We start from the raw sequence: 21,240 nt of genomic DNA, 5'->3' as shown, positions 1-21,240 counted from the left end.
AGATTAATAAACCCGCCCCCTCTCTGATACCCACCTGTTAATTACATAAGGGGGGGAGAAGATTAATAAACCCGCCCCCTCTCTGATACCCACCTGTTAATTACATAAGGGGGGAGAAGATTTAGCAACCCGCCCTCTGGGGAGAGGGAGGTGACGGCTGTACCCCATCAAAAGAAGAAACGCTGTCTAATCAATTATGGCATTTTGAGATGAGTAACTTATATTTAATTCGTCATGGAATCGCGGCCGATCGCGGTACTTACCAACAGGACGAACAACGTCCCCTGACCCCAGAAGGCGATCGCAAAACTCGTCAAGTAGCCCTTACACTAAAACAACTCAAAATTCAGTTTCATTGTATACTTTCTAGTCCTTTGGTGCGAGCCCGACAAACCGCCGAAATTCTCCAATCAACCGGACTTAGTTTAAATCACGAAATTTTGCCAGCTCTAGCCCCTGATGGTGACATTCAACAATGGTTAGATTGGTACGGAAACCATGACAAAACTAGGGAGAAGGATTGGGCGCTAGTCGGACACCAACCGGATTTAGGCAATTGGGCAGAATATCTAATCTGGCAAAAATCTGCAGATGTTTTAATCGTGAAAAAAGCTGGTATAATCGGAATCAAAATTCCTAAACAGGGTATGATACAAGGGAATTCCCGTCTGTTTTGGTTGACAGCTCCTAAATTTTTGTTGGGGCTAAATGAAGGTTAACTTTTGTGAACAGCCATTTATTAATTAATTATTTTAAAATGGCGGTAGTTTGAATGTGTCTGGTAATGTAATACCTGTACATTCTACACATATAGAAAAGCTCCTATGACTACAACGAGTGAGTTTAAGCCCGGTTTAGAGGGCGTTCCCGCTACGCTGTCAAGCATCAGCTACGTTGATGGACAAAAAGGACTGCTGGAATACCGAGGGATCAGCATCGAGCAGTTGGCCGAACAAAGCACGTTTTTGGAAACTTCCTATTTGTTGATCTGGGGAAAACTGCCAACGAAAGACGAACTGGCAGATTTTGAGCATGAAATCCGCTATCACCGTCGGATTAAATATCGGATTCGGGACATGATGAAATGCTTTCCCGAAACCGGCCACCCCATGGATGCTCTGCAAACCTCAGCGGCTGCTTTAGGGCTGTTCTACTCCCGTCGCGCCCTAGATAATCCCGACTACATTCGCCAAGCTGTAGTGAGGCTGTTGGCGAAAATTCCGACGATGGTGGCGGCTTTTAAACTGATGCGGAAAGGGAATGACCCGGTACAACCCAGGGATGATTTGGACTACTCTGCCAACTTCCTGTATATGCTGAGTGAAAAGGAACCGGACCCGTTAGCGGCTCATGTATTTGATGTGTGCTTAACTCTCCATGCAGAACACACCATCAACGCTTCGACATTTTCGGCAATGGTGACAGCTTCGACGTTGACTGACCCCTATGCGGTGATTGCGTCGGCGGTGGGAACCTTAGCGGGTCCACTGCACGGGGGTGCTAACGAGGAAGTGCTGGAGATGCTCGAAGAAATCGGTTCTGTGGAAAATGTCCGGCCCTACCTAGATAACTTGATGGAGAAAAAAGCCAAAATTATGGGCTTTGGTCATCGGGTATATAAAGTCAAAGACCCTAGAGCAACTATTCTTCAGAATTTGGCAGAGCAACTGTTTGAGAAGTTTGGTTCCGACCAATACTATCAAGTGGCGGTGGAATTAGAAAAGGTGGTTCAGGAACGGTTGGGACATAAGGGGATTTATGCCAATGTGGACTTCTATTCTGGTTTGGTGTACCGGAAATTGGGTATTCCCTCGGACTTGTTTACTCCGATTTTTGCGATCGCTCGGGTAGCGGGATGGTTAGCGCACTGGAAAGAACAATTGGTCAAGAACCGGATTTATCGACCCACCCAGATCTACACGGGAAATCATGCGGAAACCTATATCCCCATTCATGAGCGTAACTGTGCGATCGACCTGCAAGGTCCAGTGATTCAATAGGTATTGAAGTAGTACAGATTGGGATTGGGGGAAAGGGCAATAGATCCACCCCCAATTTCCTTTTTTGGGGCAGAAATTCCCCCAGGGCTGAAAATTTCCCGTGATTGTGAAGATTTGAGTCCCTCCAACGTTATACTGATCAGGGGAATTGCAGCCGTTTTGAATGCGAAATATATGAATCCAGGAATTGATATACAAGGAAGTTTCATTCAAGTCCTCCTAGATTTGGGTATACCAACAGGGGTGGCTAAAATTCTGTGGATGCCATTTCCCATGGGATTAATGCTAGTTGGTGCTACCGTAGGAGTATTAGGGTCGGTTTGGTTGGAGCGAAAAATATCCGCCGCCGCTCAACAACGTATTGGCCCGGAATATATTGGCCCGATGGGGAGTTTGGCTCCCCTGGCAGATGGCCTTAAACTGTTGCTAAAGGAAGATATTGTCCCGTTTAAGGCAGATCCGCTGTTATTTACTCTCGGCCCAATTATTGTGTCGATTCCGGTGTTTTTGTCTTACCTGATTGTGCCGTTTGGACAAAATTTGGCGATCGCTAATCTGGGGACAGCAATATTTTTGTGGATCGCTCTATCGAGTATTCAGCCTATTGGTCTACTGATGTCGGGCTACGCTTCTAATAATAAATACTCCCTACTGGGAGGGCTACGGGCCGCCGCTCAGTCCATCAGTTATGAAATTCCCCTCGCCCTAGCAGTTTTGGCGGTGGTGATGATGTCGAATAGCCTCAGCACCCTTGATATTGTTCAACAGCAGTCGGGCTATGGCATCCTGGGTTGGAACGTCTGGCGACAACCTGTGGGTTTTGTGATTTTCTGTATTGCGGCTTTGGCTGAGTGCGAAAGATTACCTTTTGATTTACCAGAAGCTGAGGAAGAGTTGATCGCTGGATATCAGACGGAATATTCGGGGATGAAATTTGCTCTGTATTACCTGGCTTCCTATGTCAACCTGGTACTATCTGCCCTGTTGGTATCAGTTTTGTACCTTGGGGGTTGGAATTTTCCGATTCCGGTAGAGGCGATCGCTGGGCTTTTGGGCGTGAGTGAAACCACCCCTTGGTTACAGGTACTAACTGCCAGTCTCGGCATTACCATGACTATCCTGAAAGCCTATCTGCTGGTATTTACTGCCATTCTGATCCGGTGGACCGTCCCTAGGGTTCGTATTGACCAACTGCTTAACCTGGGTTGGAAATTCTTACTTCCGGTGGCTTTGGTGAATCTTTTGCTGACAGCCGCCTTAAAACTGGCATTTCCCATAGCTTTTGGGGGATAAATATTAAAGGGGGCTAATCCCTAAACTAAGTTAACCCAAGCTAAGACACTTCAAAAATACTATGCTCAAGTTTCTTAACCAAGTTGGCGACTACGCCAAGGAAACCATTCAAGCCGCTAAATATATCGGTCAGGGCCTATCTGTCACCTTTGACCACATGAAGCGCCGACCCATTACTGTTCAATACCCTTATGAAAAACTGATTCCTTCGGAACGGTTCCGGGGTCGCATTCACTTTGAGTTTGATAAGTGCATCTCCTGCGAGGTATGCGTTAGGGTATGCCCCATTAACCTCCCGGTGGTAGACTGGGAATTTAACCGGGAAACTAAGAAAAAGAAACTCAAACACTACAGTATCGATTTTGGGGTTTGCATCTTCTGTGGTAATTGTGTCGAATATTGTCCGACTAATTGCCTGTCAATGACGGAAGAATACGAACTGGCAGCCTACGATCGCCATGAGTTGAATTATGATAATGTGGCACTGGGACGGTTACCCTATAAGGTGACCGATGATCCGATGGTGACTCCCCTGCGGGAACTTGCCTATTTACCCAAGGGAGTTATGGACCCGCACGATCTTCCCCCAAATTCCCGTCGATCTGGTTTGCGTCCAGAGGAATTTATCGATAAGATCGAACAACAACGGGATGGGGAATCCCAAGCTAAGGCAGAAAAAGCCTGATTTTAATAACTTTGGCAGGGGTAATGTCTCCATTACCCAAACTTTGATCACTCTTAGGATATGCCCGTGAATTTAGCAGAAGGGGTTCAGGTCGTTTCGTTTGGCCTGCTAACCATCATGATGATTAGCTCCGCTTTGGGTGTGGTTTTGCTCAAAAATATCGTTTACTCGGCATTTTTGCTGGGAGGGGTGTTTATGAGCATGGCTGGATTATATCTCCTGCTCAATGCGGATTTTGTGGCGGCGGCTCAAGTTTTGATTTATGTCGGTTCTGTTAATGTCTTGATCCTGTTTGGGATCATGTTGGTTAACAAACAACAGGATTTTCGGGTTTTACCTAATGCTGGGCTGCGCCAAATTGCTACGGCTGTGGTCTGTGTGGGCCTATTTGCTCTGTTGTCTACTATGGTGTTATCAACGCCCTGGTCGGTTACAGCGGCAGTGGTGAGCATTGAAAGTTCGGCGATCGCTATTGGTGAACATTTCTTTACTGACTTTTTGCTACCCTTTGAGTTAGCTTCTGTGTTCTTGCTAATGGCTATGGTGGGAGCTATTGTTCTGGCTCGTCGGGATTTTATCCCCGATGCTTCTAACACGCCAACTACAACTACATCTCTTTTGATGCTCACGGAGCGCCCTCGGGAACTGATCTCGGTTTCTGGTAGCTCTGATGAGTCCCCCGAATAATGGCTAGAGTAGCGATCGGTTAATCTACGGCGAGGCTATTTAACCCTTTGGTTAAGCCTTCGCTGTGGTGAACCGGGTTTGATTAGACAGACACTTGAAAATCTTAAAAATTGTTTATGGAATTGCAACTTCAATATTTTCTATTGGTCGCGGCGGCTTTGTTTTGTATAGGTATCTATGGATTGATTACTAGCCGTAATGCGGTCCGAGTTCTCATGTCTATTGAGTTACTGCTTAATGCTGTTAACCTCAATTTGATGGGGTTTTCTAATTACTTGGACTCTGGGAGTATTAAGGGTCAAGTTTTTACGGTGTTTGTGATTACTGTGGCGGCGGCTGAGGCGGCGGTCGGTTTGGCGATCGTCTTGACAATTTATCGCAACCGTGATACGGTCGATATGGAAGAGTTTAACTTGTTAAAGTGGTAGCCTTCCTAACTAAAACTAATAACTTAAAGCCTGGTTTCTAAGGAAATTAGGCTTTTTTGGTGGTGGACTCTGAAACTATAGCCCCGACTATCTATTGCTTGTAGGCTTAACGTAAGCAAGATTTTATTTTGACTGTGCTACAATGTGGCTGTGGTGGGATGCCTTGGTGGCTATTAGCCTGTTCCTGGGGTCTAGCACAATTGCCAATTGGGGTCAACAGGTTCGCCCTTGACTGAAGATGGTAAACCATGTTCAGGAAAGGGGAGTTGTTGAACTCAGAAAACCCTGGCTTTGATAGCCAGTGGGTTTCGGTTTAACTTAGCACTCTTTAGATTAGAAAAAGCTATCCTAGATACTTCACCTATTATTGTTGGACCGGAAACTAAAATAATGGATGCGATCGCTCTAATGAAGGAGTTGGACGCACAGGTGGTTTTAGTTGTCAATGACAGTACCCCCATTGGTTCATTCAGCGCCAAGGAGGTAGTCGATGTCGTGTCGAAAAAAATAGATCTAAATGAGACTAAAGTGGCAGAAGTAATGAAGGAATTACCACTGGTCTTCAAAAAGTCACATTTGCCGAATATCTCTAGCCTAATTTCATTCTTTAACAATGCTAAAACTGATTTTTGTGTCGTAGTTAATGACGAAAATCATTTATTGGGATTAATTTCGAGTTACCGACTTTTACAAATTCTGAACAATCCCATATTATATCAATCAGTTTCTCAACTCCAAGAACAGATTGATAGTCTGAGAAGTGAAAATCATGATTTGCGGGATTATAGCCAAAAACAAATCGACCAAATTCAGGCAGAATTTCAAGACCTTAAAACTAGTTTAATTACGACAATTTCCCATGAATTGAGGACTCCCTTAACTACGATTTCTTTTTCGGCTGGATTATTAGAAAGTTATAGTCAGAGAATTTCCGATGACAAAAAACGCACCCATTTTCAGAGAATCAGGGTAGGAATCCAGCAAATGACAGAACTTTTAAATGATATTCTAATCATTGAAAAAGCGGAATCTGGCAAGTTAATCCCCCATCCCGTGCTGGTGAATCTGAAAGAGTTTTGCGCTAACTTAATTGCGGAAATTCAACTAACCACGGATAAACACAATTTAATTTTTACCTGTCCTAGCAGTTTCCCGGATACCAGACTTGATGAGTATTTAATCTCACAAATACTAACTAACCTGATTTCTAACGCGATTAAGTATTCCCAGGCGGGGGGGATATTAAAATAGACTTGACTTGTGAGGATGATCGGGTTATATTGGCGATTAAGGACTCAGGTATTGGCATTCCTAAGTTGGATATAAAACGCCTATTTGAGCCGTTTCACCGTGGTAGCAATGTGGGGAATATATCAGGAACAGGACTGGGGTTGTCTTTGGTGAAAAAAGCGGTAGATTTACAGCTTGGTGAAATTCGGGTGGAAAGTGAAGAAGGAATAGGAACAACTTGTACAGTTATCTTGCCATCTAAATTAGAGGAATGAAAAAAATTCTGATTATTGAAGATGAAAGATTGGTCAGAGAGAACTTGGTGGAACTGCTAACATTTGAGAATTTCCAAGTGTTGGAAGCTACCGATGGTCTGCGGGGTGTTAAACTGGCTGAACAGGAGCATCCTGATCTGATTTTGTGTGATGTAATGATGCCGATACTTGATGGTTATGGAGTTTTGGCACAGCTTCGACAGAACCCGAAAACGGCAATTATTCCGTTTATTTTTATGACGGCTTTAGCCGATCGCATGAATACCCGCAAGGCTATGGAGTTGGGTGCTGATGATTATATTACGAAACCTTGTTCAGCAGCGGAGCTAATGCGATCGATTACGGTGCGTTTAGAAAAACATTCCAATATGCAACAGTATTATCAAAATAATCAAAGTCCAATTGTATCTACAGAAGAACAGGTTAATCAACTGGTGGACTGGGACGGAATCACTAATTTACCGAATCGTTTGGCTTTGCGCGATCGCTTTGAAAAAATTGTAGAGAATTTACCAAGTTACGATTCGGGATTAATTCCAATTGTCTGTTTGAGTGTAGATAGATTTAATCGGATTAATGACACCCTCGGTTATGAGTCGGCGGAAGCACTACTGAAGCAGGTGGGAGAAAGGTTAGTTAAAGCTATGGATAATCAGGGTACTGTGGCTTCTTTAACCAGTGGAGAGTTTGCGATTATTGGTCAGTTGGCTGGCTCGGAAAATCAAGTAAATGAGCAAGCTAAATTACTCAGGGATGCTGTAGCTGAACCTTTATTAATTAATGGTCAGGAAATGGTGATTATGGCTAGTATGGGAATTGCTCTTTATCCTATTCACGGTCAGGACATTGATTGGCTTTTAAAAAATAGTCAAATTGCTTTAAATTCGAGTCGCAGTTATGGGGGAAACCGCTGTACTCTATATCGAGATAGTTTACAGGTACTGTCATCGGAGAGTCTAGCTTTAGAGGCGGATCTGCAAAAGGCGATCGCCAGGAATGAGTTACAACTGTATTATCAGCCAAAAGTCTGCTTAAAAACTGGTAAGATTGTGGGTGCTGAGGCTTTGCTGAGGTGGAATCGGTGCAATAATGGTTTGGTGTCACCTGGGTTATTTATTCCTTTGGCTGAAGAAACAGGTTTGATTGAAACTATTGGAGAATGGGTAGTTAAAACGGCTTGTCGTCAAATCAAAACTTGGACAAATTTAGGCCTGTTAATTCCGGTGGCGGTGAATGTTTCAGCCTATCAGTTTAATCAGGCTAATTTTTGTGAACATTTAATGGAAATTTTAAATGATCAAGGGGTGGATCCGGCTTATTTAGAACTAGAGTTAACGGAAAGCATCTTGGTTAAAAATGAGGAGTTATCTATCCGCAAGTTAAAGGAATTAAAGTCTCTGGGTGTCAAGGTCTCCATTGATGATTTTGGGACGGGTTACTCGTCTCTTAACTATTTAAATAAGTTTCCGTTTGATACTTTAAAACTAGACAGGTGCTTTGTGAAAGATGTTCATCAAAATCCGAAAACTCAAGCTATTGTTAAGGCGGTGACTATGATGACCAAACAACTTAACTTAAAAGTGGTGGCGGAAGGGGTAGAAACCGCAGAAGAACTGGCGTTTATTTATGACAATTTATGTCATGAAATTCAGGGTTATATTTTCAGTCCCCCCCTGACGGATGCTCAGTTTGAAGGCTTATTAAAAAGCGACCCTGAACTTAACTTACCCAATTAATTGGTGGCTGATTTTGAAAGAAAGCGATCGCCTCTTTTAAATCCACATTACCGCCACTAATAATCACCCCTACACGACGATTAGCAGCGGGGACAATTCCCGATAATAAAGCGGCTGTGGCTAATGCTCCGGTGGGTTCTACCACCAATTTTAACCTTTCCCATAAAAACCACATCGCCTGAATAATTTGAGTTTCGGAAACGGTTACCATATCATCAACTTTAGCTAGGATAATCGGAAAGGTGAGACTTCCTAAATAAGGTGTTCTCGCGCCATCAGCAATAGTTTGGGGGTTGTGAATAGTATGGAGAGTTTTAGTCTTAAATGACCGGGTAGCATCGTCTGCTAAAGCGGGTTCAACCCCAATAATTTGACAAGCGGGAGAAAGTTGGCGCGTGGCGATCGCACAACCAGAAAGCAAGCCACCGCCGCCACAACAAACTAACAATAAATCCAACTCTCCTACATCCTCAATTAATTCTAATGCTGTAGTTCCCTGTCCGGCGATAATATCGGGATGATTATAGGGGGGAATAATGGTAGCATTTCTTTCCCCTGCTAGTTGTTGACAATATTTTTCTCGCACTACTTCTGAGGGATTATACAGGACAATTTCCGCGCCATAATTAGCTGTAGCCGATCGCTTGACAGCGGGGGCATTGTCTGGCATAATGATAGTGGTGTTGATTCCTAAAATTGACCCAGCTTGTGCGATCGCTTGGGCATGATTGCCGGAGGAATAGGTAAACACGCCGCCCTGTTGTGATTTAGGATCTAGCAAAGATAGGGCATTGAAAGCACCACGGAACTTAAATGATCCAGTACGTTGGAAATTCTCGCACTTAAAAAAAACCGTCCCCCCGGTTAGTCGGTTCACAGTGGTAGATGTAACCACTGGGGTAGGCTTTAGGTAGCCCTTGAGACGTGCGGAGGCGGTAGCAACTGCATCAAAGTTAACTGGTAACTGGCTATCCATGGTTAGTGCTGAATTTGACCGTCTTCGAGATGTAGAATGCGATCGGCGACATCAATAATGCGGGGGTCGTGAGTGACCATTAACACTGTCGCGCCGTCTTCTTTGGCCAACTTCCGTAATACATCAATAACGGCGTGACCGCTGGTGGAGTCTAGGGCTGCTGTAGGTTCATCGGCCATAATTAGTTTAGGATTTCCCGCCAAGGCGCGGGCGATCGCTACCCGCTGTTTTTGCCCCCCAGAAAGGTCGCGGGGTCGCAAATGCTTCTGGGCAGCCAAACCCACTTGATCGAGCCGTATTTCGGCTTCATGGCGGGCTCTACGTCCACGAATGCCTTTGATATTTAGGGCAACTTCCACATTTTCCGCCGCCGTGAGTGCTGGAAACAAGTTAAACCCCTGAAAAATAAAGCCAATATTCCTTAGCCGAAACTGTGCTAACTGCTGGCGAGACATTTGGGTAATATTTTGGTCTAATAACATGACTCGCCCGGCTGTGGGGGTGAGAAGTCCGGCCAAAATTGAGAGTAAGGTGGTTTTACCAGAGCCACTTGGTCCCATCAAAAGTTGTATGTCCCCAGAGCGAACTTGCAGATCAATACCTTTGAGGACTTGAAAATTTTGCCGTCCAGATTGATAAATCATTTGAATACCACAGGCCCAAATCGCGATCGATTTAGGATCATGGTTGCGTTCAGCCATGAGGCTTTTGCTTTTGGCTAAGTTAGTCCAATTTAAGTTAGAAGTGATCATTGATGACCCTCGATCTGAGATTAGCGACAGCTTACTGGCACGGTCTTTAAAACTTTACTGGTAGTTGTGACATGATCGGCAAAAAAATCTGGTTTCAATTTAATTATGACCTATTGGATAGTGGTAGTTTTGTAGAAATATGACATTTAGGGAACTGTCACTGTCGGGTTAAATGTTTCCCCATGGGTCAGGGTGGAGTCCAATTAACTTGATTCGGGCAATTCTATATATAATAGCCTGAAACCCGGTGGGTCTGTCTAGTGGTAGCCTTGACCAAATCTGGATCGCTGGTTCAGATCTGGCTGTTGCTGCTAACATAGCTGGGGTAACTTTACCCTGGCATGACAAGTTTATGGAATGGTTATATACGGCTGAGAATGGACTCAAACTGCTAGTTGATTTGGCGAAGTTTGTATTAGAGACCATTTCGGTTTTTTGTGTGTTGTTTGGTGTAGTGAAAACCGGACAACTGGCGATTAAATTTTCTCAATTTCAATATGATGAGTTTCTGTTTATCGAGTTACGGATTAGGTTTGGGGTGTGGTTGGCATTAGCCTTAGAATTTCAACTGGGGGCTGATATTCTGGCTACCACTGTCGCCCCGACGGAGGAAACTCTAATTAGATTGGGGGTAATTGCTTTGATTCGGACGTTTTTAAACTATTTCCTGAATAAGGAACTTGAGAAGGAGTTTGATTTTAAAAAAAATCATGTAGAATAAAGGGGGTTTGAGTGATTAATAAATTTGTGAAATTGAGGAAGGATTGAACAGATGAATGAGGCGGTGATATTGTCTCTGGTTGATGCGATCGCCACCCAAGCTGTGGGGGTGAAATTGGGGCGATCGCTTGGTGCTAATAGTTTAATTCTGCTGGAGGGTAATCTAGGGACGGGTAAGACTACTTTAGTGCAAGGTATCGCTAAGGGTTTGGGTATTTCCGAATCAGTGGATAGTCCGACTTTTACTTTGATTAATGAGTATACAAGCGGACGTATTCCTCTGTATCATTTGGATTTATATCGCCTGAATGAGTCGGAAATTGAGGGGTTGAATATTTCCTTGTATTGGGAGGGGGTGGAGGTGGAACCGGGTATTGTGGCGGTGGAGTGGTCGGAACGTCTAGCCTATCGTCCGGCTGATTATTTGCAGATTATTTTGAGTCATACTCCCCAAGGCGATCGCCAAATTAAATTGATTCCTATGGGGGGGTTGGTGATGGCATTGGATGGGTTAATTAACCCAGTTTAATCAAGCTGAGTAAAGTTGTTCATAAATTGACGATCAATATGGTCTTTCCATTGCCAAATTAGGGGATGGGGACCTAGACGAAAACAGCCGCGTGAGGCGATCGCCTGTTGGTCTCCTGTACTAATTAGGATTAAAAATTCTTTCTGGGGTCGATAGGGTTTTAGGGGTTGTTGGTTGGCTTTGCGTCCCAGGTTTTCGGCGAGGGGTTTTCCTTGACGGACTGCGAAAACTCCGGCTTTGGGTCGGGGATGGTTTAACATGGTGGCGATATCTCCAGCGGCGAAAATATCAGGGTGAGAGATAGACTGAAGGTAATCGTTAACGAGGATAAATCCTTGATCGTCGGTGGCTAGTCCTGCGTCTTTTAACCAGGTGGCGGCGCGGGCTTGTGTCACCCAAAACAAGCGATCGCACTTTACGGTTAATCCTGATTCACAATGGATGCTATGGGGGGATTTTCCCTCGATTTCGGTGACGGTTTCCCCTAGGTGTAGGTTGATACCTCGACTGCTGATCAGTTTTTGCAAACGCTGACTAACTCCTGGGTGGCGTTGGGGAATTAGGCGATCGCTTTTTTGAAATAGATGTAACTCTAGGTGATTTTCTGGTAGTTGGCTGTGGAGACCATAAATCTGTTGGAGACGGGAAAATATAGCTAGGGTTAATTCCACTCCCCCAGCGCCGCCGCCAACCACTGCTAATCGCATTTTCTCCCTCGGGTTTTCCCTCACCGTTTCGATAATTTTATCCCAGTGGTTGAGAAATTTAGCAATGGGTTTCACCGGAATGGCCTGTTGTTGGACACCGGGAACCGTCATAGTGCCAGGGGTACTACCTATGTCTATAGATAGAATATCGAAGGGGACGGGGGGACGGTTGGCGCACAGGACTTGATTGGTTTGTAGGTCTAAACCAATGGCCCGATCTATCAATAGTCTGGCTTTCGCCAAATTGGCTAAGGCTTGCACATCTATATGGCAATCGTTAAACTTATATAGTCCGGCTATATATCCCGGTAGCATCCCCGAATAGGGAGTATGGTACACATCGGAAATTAGGGTCAGGCGTAGTCTGGGAATGGGATTAATGGCTAATTGTTTGAGGACGATCACATGGCTGTGACCCCCTCCAATTAGTACCAGGTCTTTAACAGGGGTAACAGAAAACATGACTTAACTAGGGGAAACTCCGTTAATTTTCGTCTTTTATTGAAATTAATCGCCAGCAAACCTAGGTTAAATATCAGCTAGTTGGCGGATGAAATCGGTGAGACTGAGAGCCAATTAATTTTACCATAAACTGATGGCAAATTTTACTACATCTTTCTACGGATGGCGATCGCTATGTGGTTGGGGGAATCTTGACTAGGTAGACAGTTAAGCACTGATTTTCTGCTGCAACCACCCCAGCCATAGACCCTAAGAGTCCATAGGGGATCAGGGATTTTAAGCTGTTGATGGGGTAGATTTAGTTTTTCCTTAACTCATCTGCCGGGAATTTGTGTATAATACTATTACAGTCAGCCGTCACGAATGTGGGCGAAATTTTAGGGAATAGGGAAATTTATATATTGGTGTAATTGAATACAAATCTTGTTGGCATATTTTGAGATCAATTAGCAACTGTGAGCAGTGATATGGCGCATCCGAAAATGTGGATAATACTTCACAACTTATTCACAAAGGCTGCTTAGACTAAGTAAAGTGAGCTAAAGAAATCCGTGTTAAGCCTCAACCTTTGATAAACTTGGAGTTTAAAATTATGAGTACCTGTCCTTGCTGCGGTTCATCTATGTTAAGGCATATCAACCATAATGGAATTTATTGGTACTGCCAACACTGTCACGAAGCAATGCCTAACCTGTCTTTTCTAGTCAGCCTTCAACGGTCTGCAAGTCGGATATCTAGCCCCCTTGTGGCTCTTAGTTTTGAGGAAACTAGCCTAGAAATGTCTGTCCTGGCTTAGTTTTTCAAACTCAAAGGCAGTAGTATCGCTAATTTATATATACGATACCTTTTGGCTAAATCCGGGTCCTATCCACAAAAGGCTGCAATATACCCTGGCCGGGTCATTACCATCTCACTCCATCACCAAAACCATCAACTCCAACTAATCACGAGGGTATTGGGGATCTACAATTTTCGGTGGTGCGGAAAATTGATAAGTGGCGATCGCTAAGGTAAATTGAGCGATAGCTACTATGCAGCAGCCTTGATGGAAACTCCAATATGTCTACGGAACGATCGCAGCCTTCTCAACCCAAGGGACCTCAACGCTATTCACCACCGCCAAGGTCTCAACGTCACCCTTGGCGGGATTTGGCGATCGCATTATTGCGGAAAATCATTAAAATTTCAGAAGCCACCATTGACCAATTGGAAGCCGCTCCTCAAGGTCCCCGTCGCCGCCGTGGTTCCGTTTGGTGGTGGGGTGCAATTTTATTAGTAATATTTGGTATAGGACTACTGCTGTTCTCTAAGTCTGGACCGGAAACAGCTACCAATTATCAGAGAGTTGAGGATATCCCACCAGTGACCACAACGGAGACACCACCGGCTCCGGTCACTGCGGAAACTATTTCCGAACCCGAAACCGAACCCGAAACCCCAGAAGTTCCTGAAGCCGAACCCCTTAACCCGGAAACCGAAATAGATCCGGGTCGTTTACCTCCAGAACTAATTACCCCCAAGGCGGCGGAACCTGTGGGTTTGATGGCATCTACTTTGACTGTGGAACCTTCTTTAACTAACTCAATTCGCGATCGCCTTGCTAAACTAAGTAAGGCCTATGGCGAGGATTTGATTGGGTCAGTTAAAGCGAATTTTGCCGGGAGTTTATTAGAAGTTGAAGTGAGCGATCGATGGTTTCAGCTAGAATCTAAGTATCAAAGTCGTTTGGCTAATAAATTATTTAACCAAGTGCGATCGCTCGATTTTACTCGTCTGGAAATCCGAGATAGTGATGGTCAGCTTGTAGCTCGTAATGCCGTCATTGGATCTGATATGATTATATTCAATCCCTGGAAAGCTGGTGTTTTGGAACTTTCCGACCCTCAATAACCGGGGAAAAAATCATGCCAATGTATCTTGTAGCTATAGTTTAGGGTTCATCTCATTATGATCGAGGGTGGCGACCTCAAAACGAACTTGGATGATTAGTAATCAATCAGATTTGATCTAACATCCTGTTATTTCATCCCTTTGTAATCTGAACCTATGTTAATCAAATTCTTGCAGCAGAGAACCTCTAACCTATTTGAGCAAGTCCCTCTCAAACAGATAATTATTGTCCCTTTTGTGCTTCAGCTATTCGCCACAGTGGGAGTCACAGGATATCTATCTTGGCGCAACGGTCAGCAGGCGGTTATGGATATAGCTAACCAACTGAGTGAGCAAGCAACTAATCGCGTCAAAAGTAATCTAGCCAAATTATTACAACGTCCCCATCTTTTATCTGAAATTCTGATTAAAGATACTATTCAAGGAGATATTAGCTTTGCTGATATCGAGGGTTCCGAAAAGGTCTTATGGAGAATTATACAACTTTTTGAGAATGTCTATGCTGTCTATATTGGCAATGAACAAGGGCAATTTATTTATGTGAGTCGGGAATCTGATGGTTCTTTTCGAGCCAAAAGTGTCGAAGAATCACCGAATCGCTTATATTATCTGATCACACCTGAAGGCGCGCGAGGTGATTTTTATAATCAAACTATCTATGACCCGCGAATCCGACCTTGGTACACTAAAACTCTCGCCTTAAATGCACCAAATTGGAGTCCAATTTATGCCTTTCCCAATGGTAAATTAGGGATTACTGCATCCCATCCACTTTCTGACAGTCAAGGTCAATTTATCGGCGTGATTGGGGTGGATTTTGTGCTAACTTTAATTAATGATTTTTTGGGAGGTTTGGAAGTTAGCCCCAATGGGGAAGTTTTTATTTTGGAATCCTCCGGTTTATTAGTGGCTTCCTCCACCAATTTTCCCCCCTATACAATCGATGATCAAAATGTAGATAAACGCCTGCATGTCTCCCAGGTTAATCACCCATTAATTAGCGGCACAGCAGCATATTTTAGCCAAAATTTTGAACATTTAAGCCAGATTAAAACCAGCCATCAAAGTAGCTTTTATATCAACGGAGAAAAGCAGTTTCTTGATGTCGTGCGTTATCAGGATAAATGGGGGTTAAATTGGCTGATTGTCGTAGTGATGCCAGAGTCGGATTTTTTGGGCATAATTAATCATAATGCTAGAATCACTTTTATGCTATCTCTTGTGGCTTTAGCTATTACTATTTTTATCGGTATGTTCATGGCTCGTCGCGTCACTAGACCCCTAGTTAACTTAAATAAAGCTGCCCGGAAATTTGCCCAAGGTGATTGGGAACATAGCGTCAATATTTCCCGTTGTCAAGAAGTCGGAGAACTGGCTCAATCTTTTAATCAAATGGCGGCGCAGATTCGGCAATCTTTTAGTGAATTAGAAGAACAGAATAACATCAGCAAAGCCTTAAATCGCCAGCTTTATGACCGAGAATATTGGCTTAAACAATTCCTGGAAGCCTTGCCAGTTGGGGTTTTAGTATATGATAAAAATGGCAATATATATTATGCCAATCAAAAGTTAAAAGATTTATTCAGGCATGAACATATACCAGAGGTATCCTTAGAAGATTTTGCCGGCATAAATAATTTATATTTAAATGGCACAGACCAGGTTTATCCTACCAAAGCATTACCATTAATTAGAGCATTAAAAGGCAAAATTGTTCCCATTGAAAATATAGAAATTCGTCACCCAGATCAAACTATTTGCTGTTCCCTAATGGCTACACCAATTTTTGATAGTGATGAAGCTATTGTTTATGGAATTGCAGTTTTTGAAGATATTACTCAGCGCCGACAAGCCGAGATGGAACGTCAAAACTTTACCAAGCAATTAAAAGAGAAAAACGATGCTCTCAAGCGTATGGATGAACTCAAAGATGAGTTTCTCGCTAATACATCCCATGAACTGCGTACTCCCCTTAATGGTATGATTGGCTTGTCTGAATCAATGCTTGATGGTGTGGGGGGACCTTTAACAGAACTTCAGCGCCAAAACTTGTCTATGATTGCTAAAAGTGGACATCGTTTATCTACTCTAGTTAATGATATTCTTGACTTCTCTAAATTGCGCCATCAAACCTTAGAGCTAAAACTGCAACCTTTAGGTCTTCGCGAAATTGTGGAAGTGATTGTAGTGCTAAGTAAACCTCTAATTGGCAATAAAGATATTGAGTTAATTAATGAAATACCTGCTGATTTTCCGGCGGTTAATGCTGATGAAAATCGCCTGCAACAGATTCTGTATAATTTAATTGGTAATGCCATTAAGTTTACGGATTCGGGAACTGTGAAAATTACCGCCTCGGTGTTAGATACAGAGGTAAATCACTCCACTGCTGTGATTAATATTTATGATACTGGCATTGGTATTCCCCCAGACAAACATCATCGTATTTTTGAATCCTTTGAACAGGGTGATGGCTCAACGGCGCGACAATATGGCGGCACGGGTTTGGGTTTAGCTATTACTAAACAGTTGGTGGAATTACACCAGGGTAAAATATGGTTAGATTCAGTGGTGGACTCCGGTTCTACTTTTTCCTTTACCCTTCCTATAAGTGAGGAAATACCAGAAACTATTGTTAAGCCGGACTCACTACTGGTTAATGAGGCGGCGCTGGTGAATGCTGATGTATTGTGGGATGCTGCCATACCAGAAACTGAAAATCATCAATCTATGGCGGGGTCTAAGTTGTCTCCAGATAGCAATCAGTTTAAAATTCTGATTGTTGATGATGACCCCATTAATTTACAGGTTTTGGCGAATTATCTTTATTTGGAAAATTATGCTGTTACTCAGGCTACTAATGGTATGGAAGCACTGGAAATTTTAGAGTCTGGTTTTATTCCAGATCTGATTTTATTGGATGTGATGATGCCTCGGATGACTGGTTATGAAGTGACGGAAAAAATTAGGGAAGATTGGCCGCCGCATCAACTGCCAATTATGATGTTAACAGCGAAAAATCGGATTTCTGATTTAGTGGTGGGACTGGAATTAGGCGCGAATGATTATTTATCTAAACCTCTGAATAAAGAGGAGTTACTGGCACGGATTAAAACCCATATCCGCATTAAAAAACTCCGCACCGAAAAGGCTCATATCCGCAAGACTTTTGGGCGCTATGTAACTGATGCAGTAGTGGCGAATTTGTTAGAAAGTCATGAGCGTTTGGAGTTGGGGGGAGAACGACGGACTCTGACGATTTTAACTTCTGATTTGCGGGGATTTACGGCAACTTCTGAACGTTTAAATCCTGAACAAGTGGTCAAGATTCTGAATTTTTATCTGTCAACTATGGCGGATATTATTACTAATTATAATGGGACAATTGATGAGTTTATGGGTGATGGAATTTTGGTGCTATTTGGTGCGCCTAATGTGCGTGAGGATGACCCGCAGCGGGCGATCGCCTGTGCGGTGGCTATGCAGTTGGCTATGGAGTCGGTTAACCAAACTATGAAGGCTTGGGGTTATGCTAATTTAGAGATGGGAATTGGGGTACATACGGGAGAGGTGGTAGTTGGTAATATTGGTTCGGAAAAACGAACTAAATATGGGGTGGTGGGTAAGAATGTTAATTTAACTTATCGGATTGAATCTTATACCACGGGAGGACAAATTCTGATTTCTGAATCTACCCTAGAAGCGGTAGGGAGAATGGCGAAAATTACCGGAGAAAAACAGGTGCAACCCAAGGGGGTACAAAAACCAATTACTATTTATGAATTGGGAGGGGTGGGTGTACCTTATAATCTGTATTTAAAAAGGGAAAAAGAGTTATTTGTGGTTCTCCCAAAACCTATCCCTTTACAATATACGGTTTTGGAAGGAAAGCACGTCGGGGAAAATGTCTTTTCTGGTACTGTTGTGGAATTGTCGGCGCGGGAAGCTAAGGTTAAAGCTGAGTCAGAAGATGAGGCTTATTTGCCTTTACCTCTGACTAACATTAAGCTGAATTTCAGTAGTGATATTTGCGGTTCTGGTGCGGAAGATGTCTATGCTAAGGTGTTAGAATATCCAGCAGCACCAGGTCATTTTTATATTCATTTCACGGCAAAATCGCCGGAACTAGAAGCTAAGTTAACTGCCATATATCAAGGATTAAGTTGATAGCCCATCATCAATGGGTAGTCTTTTCATGATTGCTATCTCCTCCATATAGCAACGGTTCCGTTTTCACTGCCTCCTATTAAGGTTTCATCATCAACAAAAAAGACAGAGTTAATCACGGCGGGAATATCTGTTAAGGTATTCAGTAGGTCTCCAGTTGATAAGTTCCAAATTTTGACGGTGCGATCGCGACTACTACTGGCAATTTGAGTAGCATCGGGACTGACGGCTACGGAGAGAACTTCCCCTTGATGGCCTGTTAGGGTTATGGTTTCTTCCCCGGTTTGTAAGTCCCAAACTTTAATGGTATTATCACTACTACCACTGATGATATTTTCACCATCAGGAGTAATGGCGACTGTTCGCACTTCTCCGTTATGTCCTTGTAAACGGTGGCGTAACTCACGCATTTCTAAATCAATCACATGAATAGTGCGATCGCCTGAACCTGTCACTAGCCAGCGACCATTAGGACTAAATGCCACCCCATAAACTGTTTCTGAGTGTTCAGTATGGTTATACAAAACTTGTCCAGTGCGGCGATCCCAAACTCGCACAGTATTATCAGCACTACCAGAGGCAATATTTCTATTATTAGGGCTAATTTGTACTGTCAAAATTGGGGCTGAGTGTTCCAATGGTAAATACAATTCTCTGGTTTGTAAATTCCATTCCAGAATCCGCCAAAATTCTGTCCCGGATGCTAATTCAATGCCATCATTACTAAAATTTACGGACAGAATAGCCGAGCCATCTCCGGCGAGAGTGGAGATATTTTCCCCGGTTTGTGTATTCCAAAGTTTGATAGTATTATCCCGACTACCACTAGCAATTATTTGTCCATCATTAGTAGCTGCTACGGACATTACCGGGGCCGTATGACCGGCTAAAGTTGTTAGGTCTGCCTGTTTCCAATAAACCACATTTTGGCATTGTTCCAGCAATGTCTGTGCTTGGGGATGATAGCTAGAAGATTGGGGAATTTGTTGGGCTTGGGTAATACAACTTTGGTAGTTTCCAGCTTGTACTAAATCGGCGACTGTCTGAAACTGTTGGCTATAAAGTTGTTGTTGATTGGCTCTGGCTACTTGTAACTGTTGCCATCTTTGATATTGATACAACAGGAAAAGCAACAGGGCGATCGCCAAAGAAATACCCCCAATCACCAACAAAAAAGACGGGCGCGGACGAAAAGCGACGGATGATTTAGGCTGTTTATTAGCCACTTCAGTACGGGGATTATATCCAAAGATATCTAAGATTTTACTCCACCCAGATTTGGGTAAGATATGAGATTTAATCACCTCGACATCTTCATCATCAATACCTAACAATTCCTTGAATCTATCTAGTTCATTTTGCGTTTCAGCACTCAAAGGATATTGCTGTTTAACTGCTGCTATTAATGCCTGTTCGTAACGTTCTCCCTTCTCACGATACTTACGATAGGGATTAAGTATTTCATCTTCTAAGGCTTCTGCTTCTTCCTTGGATATTTCTAAAGTGACTCGCAGTTCCTCCAAAATTTGGCGACCAACTACGGAAATATCACCCTTATGACTGGCGCAGCGTTGTATTTCTTCTCGGTAAGTTTGGAGTTTACTAAAATCGGTGGGACTGCGATCGCCCATGGTTCGCAAAGCAGTTAAAACCTCTTCCGCCGATTGATACCTTTCCCGATAGTCCAACTGCACCATGCGATCTATAATGTCGGCAAATTCGGAACTAACAATAGTTAAATGCCTCCAGAACAACTGTCCTGGGTTAGTATGATAATTTTCTCGCAGTTGTGATAATTCATAACTAGGAAGTCCGGTTAAGGCTTGAATAGCGACTATACCCAGGGCATAAATATCGCTATTGAGGCGGGGGTTACACTCGAACTGCTCAATAGGCATATATTCTATGGTTCCAATGGGACCTGTGGGGGGGTTATGATTTTGACTCAAACCAATTTCTTTAACCGCCCCAAAATCCAATAGCATTAACTTTCCGTCCGAGTCTCGCCTGAGTAAATTACTAGGTTTAATATCTCGGTGAATTACTCCGAATCTATGGACAAAAGTCAGGATTTCTAGGACATCGTAAATTATCTGAATTACCAGATTTTCTGATAGGGGATGACCGGGCCAAAATTCATCAGAGATGAGATGACCAGGAGTGTAAGACTCCACTAGATAAAATTCTTCGTTTTCCTCAAAATAAGCTAAAAGTTGCGGAATTTGCTCATGTCTGGATAATTTTTCCATAATCTTGGCTTCCTGGCGAAACCGACGACGGGCAATATTCAGTAGCTGGATATCTTCTACCAAAAGTCGCAAATGTTTGATAAAGCAGAGGCATTCCCCAGGTCGACGGGTGTCTATTGCTAAAAACGTACTACCTAGATCCCCAGACTCAATCACCTCTAGGATTTGATACCGTCTGTCTAAAAGTTGGTCAATCATGATCCATGTAAATACTGATGTAAATTAAACCCATAGACAGTAACACTATAATTGTTACAAGTATTTGATGATAGTTGATCCGGGTCTAGTAGACTCAGATAGATATGTAGCAAACTCCCTGATAGTATGATTAGCTCAAAGATACTAATTTGATTACTACTATATCATATTGATGAGAAAATTTATATCTAAATTGTGGAACGAGTAGGGGTCGAGAGAGATGTCGCCATCTCCCCCTCCCATACAAAACCGTACA

18 protein-coding genes are annotated in these 21,240 nt (G+C 43.2%); 14 read left to right on the top strand and 4 right to left on the bottom strand.

The window, feature by feature from the left end:
- Positions 1–209: 209 nt before the first annotated feature.
- The 9 genes from sixA to P5674_RS14190 all read left to right on the top strand — a co-directional run bounded on the left by sixA (position 210) and on the right by P5674_RS14190 (position 8,334).
- The gene (gene sixA / locus P5674_RS14230; RefSeq protein ID WP_006617604.1) at positions 210–719 is read left to right on the top strand and encodes a phosphohistidine phosphatase SixA; all 510 of its coding nucleotides are present in this window, start codon (positions 210–212) and stop codon (positions 717–719) included.
- A gap of 105 nt (positions 720–824) precedes the next feature.
- A complete protein-coding gene (locus tag P5674_RS14225) occupies positions 825–2,000 on the top strand; it encodes a citrate synthase (RefSeq protein WP_006617605.1) in 1,176 nt (391 codons plus the stop codon).
- 174 nt (positions 2,001–2,174) lie between these two features.
- Positions 2,175–3,293 carry an NADH-quinone oxidoreductase subunit NuoH gene (gene nuoH / locus P5674_RS14220; RefSeq protein ID WP_006617606.1) on the top strand — a complete coding sequence of 373 codons (1,119 nt, stop codon included), beginning with the start codon at positions 2,175–2,177 and terminating at the stop codon, positions 3,291–3,293.
- A gap of 61 nt (positions 3,294–3,354) precedes the next feature.
- Positions 3,355–3,978, top strand: a complete 624-nt coding sequence (ndhI, locus tag P5674_RS14215; protein ID WP_006617607.1) for an NAD(P)H-quinone oxidoreductase subunit I — start codon at positions 3,355–3,357, stop codon at positions 3,976–3,978.
- Between the two features lie 66 nt (positions 3,979–4,044).
- Positions 4,045–4,665, top strand: coding sequence for an NADH-quinone oxidoreductase subunit J (locus P5674_RS14210; RefSeq protein ID WP_006617608.1), 621 nt, complete (start codon positions 4,045–4,047; stop codon positions 4,663–4,665).
- Between the two features lie 122 nt (positions 4,666–4,787).
- Positions 4,788–5,093: an NADH-quinone oxidoreductase subunit NuoK gene (gene nuoK / locus P5674_RS14205; protein ID WP_172973422.1), complete on the top strand. Its 306-nt coding sequence runs from the start codon at positions 4,788–4,790 to the stop codon at positions 5,091–5,093.
- 291 nt (positions 5,094–5,384) lie between these two features.
- The gene (locus tag P5674_RS14200) at positions 5,385–6,344 is read left to right on the top strand and encodes a histidine kinase dimerization/phospho-acceptor domain-containing protein (RefSeq protein ID WP_234933731.1); all 960 of its coding nucleotides are present in this window, start codon (positions 5,385–5,387) and stop codon (positions 6,342–6,344) included.
- A gap of 29 nt (positions 6,345–6,373) precedes the next feature.
- Positions 6,374–6,598 (top strand): sensor histidine kinase, encoded by a 225-nt coding sequence (locus tag P5674_RS14195; protein ID WP_234933730.1) that lies wholly within the window; start codon positions 6,374–6,376, stop codon positions 6,596–6,598.
- Positions 6,595–8,334 carry an EAL domain-containing response regulator gene (locus P5674_RS14190; protein ID WP_006617611.1) on the top strand — a complete coding sequence of 580 codons (1,740 nt, stop codon included), beginning with the start codon at positions 6,595–6,597 and terminating at the stop codon, positions 8,332–8,334. Before P5674_RS14195 ends, P5674_RS14190 begins: the two co-directional genes overlap by 4 nt.
- Here the strand turns inward: P5674_RS14190 and P5674_RS14185 are convergent.
- Together P5674_RS14185 and P5674_RS14180 are read right to left on the bottom strand one after the other, a co-directional pair.
- A complete protein-coding gene (locus P5674_RS14185; protein ID WP_006617612.1) occupies positions 8,318–9,310 on the bottom strand; it encodes a threo-3-hydroxy-L-aspartate ammonia-lyase in 993 nt (330 codons plus the stop codon). The two genes, P5674_RS14190 and P5674_RS14185, sit on opposite strands and share 17 nt — an antisense overlap.
- A gap of 2 nt (positions 9,311–9,312) precedes the next feature.
- A complete protein-coding gene (locus P5674_RS14180) occupies positions 9,313–10,062 on the bottom strand; it encodes an ABC transporter ATP-binding protein (protein ID WP_006617613.1) in 750 nt (249 codons plus the stop codon).
- Positions 10,063–10,309: 247 nt separating this feature from the next.
- Here P5674_RS14180 and P5674_RS14175 point away from each other — a divergent pair, with 247 nt between their 5' ends.
- Positions 10,310–10,783: a DUF1622 domain-containing protein gene (locus P5674_RS14175; RefSeq protein WP_006617614.1), complete on the top strand. Its 474-nt coding sequence runs from the start codon at positions 10,310–10,312 to the stop codon at positions 10,781–10,783.
- 51 nt (positions 10,784–10,834) lie between these two features.
- Positions 10,835–11,311 (top strand): bifunctional alanine racemase/tRNA (adenosine(37)-N6)-threonylcarbamoyltransferase complex ATPase subunit type 1 TsaE, encoded by a 477-nt coding sequence (locus P5674_RS14170; RefSeq protein ID WP_014275438.1) that lies wholly within the window; start codon positions 10,835–10,837, stop codon positions 11,309–11,311.
- Here P5674_RS14170 and P5674_RS14165 read toward each other — a convergent pair.
- Complete coding sequence (locus P5674_RS14165) at positions 11,308–12,480, bottom strand: FAD-dependent oxidoreductase (protein ID WP_315670053.1); 1,173 nt, start codon at positions 12,478–12,480, stop codon at positions 11,308–11,310. The genes P5674_RS14170 and P5674_RS14165 overlap by 4 nt on opposite strands.
- A gap of 592 nt (positions 12,481–13,072) precedes the next feature.
- Here P5674_RS14165 and P5674_RS14160 point away from each other — a divergent pair.
- From P5674_RS14160 to P5674_RS14150, 3 genes are all read left to right on the top strand, one after another.
- Positions 13,073–13,276, top strand: coding sequence for a zinc ribbon domain-containing protein (locus P5674_RS14160; RefSeq protein WP_006618519.1), 204 nt, complete (start codon positions 13,073–13,075; stop codon positions 13,274–13,276).
- A gap of 263 nt (positions 13,277–13,539) precedes the next feature.
- Complete coding sequence (locus P5674_RS14155) at positions 13,540–14,370, top strand: hypothetical protein (protein ID WP_006618520.1); 831 nt, start codon at positions 13,540–13,542, stop codon at positions 14,368–14,370.
- A gap of 156 nt (positions 14,371–14,526) precedes the next feature.
- Positions 14,527–18,537, top strand: coding sequence for an ATP-binding protein (locus tag P5674_RS14150; RefSeq protein ID WP_006618521.1), 4,011 nt, complete (start codon positions 14,527–14,529; stop codon positions 18,535–18,537).
- Between the two features lie 35 nt (positions 18,538–18,572).
- Here P5674_RS14150 and P5674_RS14145 read toward each other — a convergent pair whose 3' ends face one another.
- On the bottom strand, positions 18,573–20,984 hold the full coding sequence (locus P5674_RS14145) for a serine/threonine-protein kinase (RefSeq protein WP_006618522.1): 2,412 nt from the start codon (positions 20,982–20,984) through the stop codon (positions 18,573–18,575).
- Positions 20,985–21,240 lie beyond the last annotated feature (256 nt).

The sequence above is a fragment of the Limnospira sp. PMC 289.06 genome (assembly GCF_032350395.1).
GTDB lineage: Bacteria > Cyanobacteriota > Cyanobacteriia > Cyanobacteriales > Microcoleaceae > Limnospira > Limnospira platensis.
The sequence above is the reverse complement of the archived record's forward strand: the minus strand, read 5'-3'. Positions and strand labels throughout refer to the sequence as shown.

Bases quoted from the DNA above. Each gene is read 5' to 3' on its own strand.
- P5674_RS14165 (WP_315670053.1), bottom strand. From the start codon at position 12,480: ATGTTTTCTGTTACCCCTGTTAAAGACCTGGTACTAATTGGAGGGGGT.
- P5674_RS14170 (WP_014275438.1), top strand. From the start codon at position 10,835: ATGAATGAGGCGGTGATATTGTCTCTGGTTGATGCGATCGCCACCCAA.
- P5674_RS14180 (WP_006617613.1), bottom strand. From the start codon at position 10,062: ATGATCACTTCTAACTTAAATTGGACTAACTTAGCCAAAAGCAAAAGC.
- P5674_RS14145 (WP_006618522.1), bottom strand. From the start codon at position 20,984: ATGATTGACCAACTTTTAGACAGACGGTATCAAATCCTAGAGGTGATT.
- ndhI (WP_006617607.1), top strand. From the start codon at position 3,355: ATGCTCAAGTTTCTTAACCAAGTTGGCGACTACGCCAAGGAAACCATT.
- nuoH (WP_006617606.1), top strand. From the start codon at position 2,175: ATGAATCCAGGAATTGATATACAAGGAAGTTTCATTCAAGTCCTCCTA.
- P5674_RS14155 (WP_006618520.1), top strand. From the start codon at position 13,540: ATGTCTACGGAACGATCGCAGCCTTCTCAACCCAAGGGACCTCAACGC.
- P5674_RS14150 (WP_006618521.1), top strand. From the start codon at position 14,527: ATGTTAATCAAATTCTTGCAGCAGAGAACCTCTAACCTATTTGAGCAA.
- P5674_RS14160 (WP_006618519.1), top strand. From the start codon at position 13,073: ATGAGTACCTGTCCTTGCTGCGGTTCATCTATGTTAAGGCATATCAAC.
- P5674_RS14225 (WP_006617605.1), top strand. From the start codon at position 825: ATGACTACAACGAGTGAGTTTAAGCCCGGTTTAGAGGGCGTTCCCGCT.
- P5674_RS14190 (WP_006617611.1), top strand. From the start codon at position 6,595: ATGAAAAAAATTCTGATTATTGAAGATGAAAGATTGGTCAGAGAGAAC.
- sixA (WP_006617604.1), top strand. From the start codon at position 210: ATGAGTAACTTATATTTAATTCGTCATGGAATCGCGGCCGATCGCGGT.
- P5674_RS14185 (WP_006617612.1), bottom strand. From the start codon at position 9,310: ATGGATAGCCAGTTACCAGTTAACTTTGATGCAGTTGCTACCGCCTCC.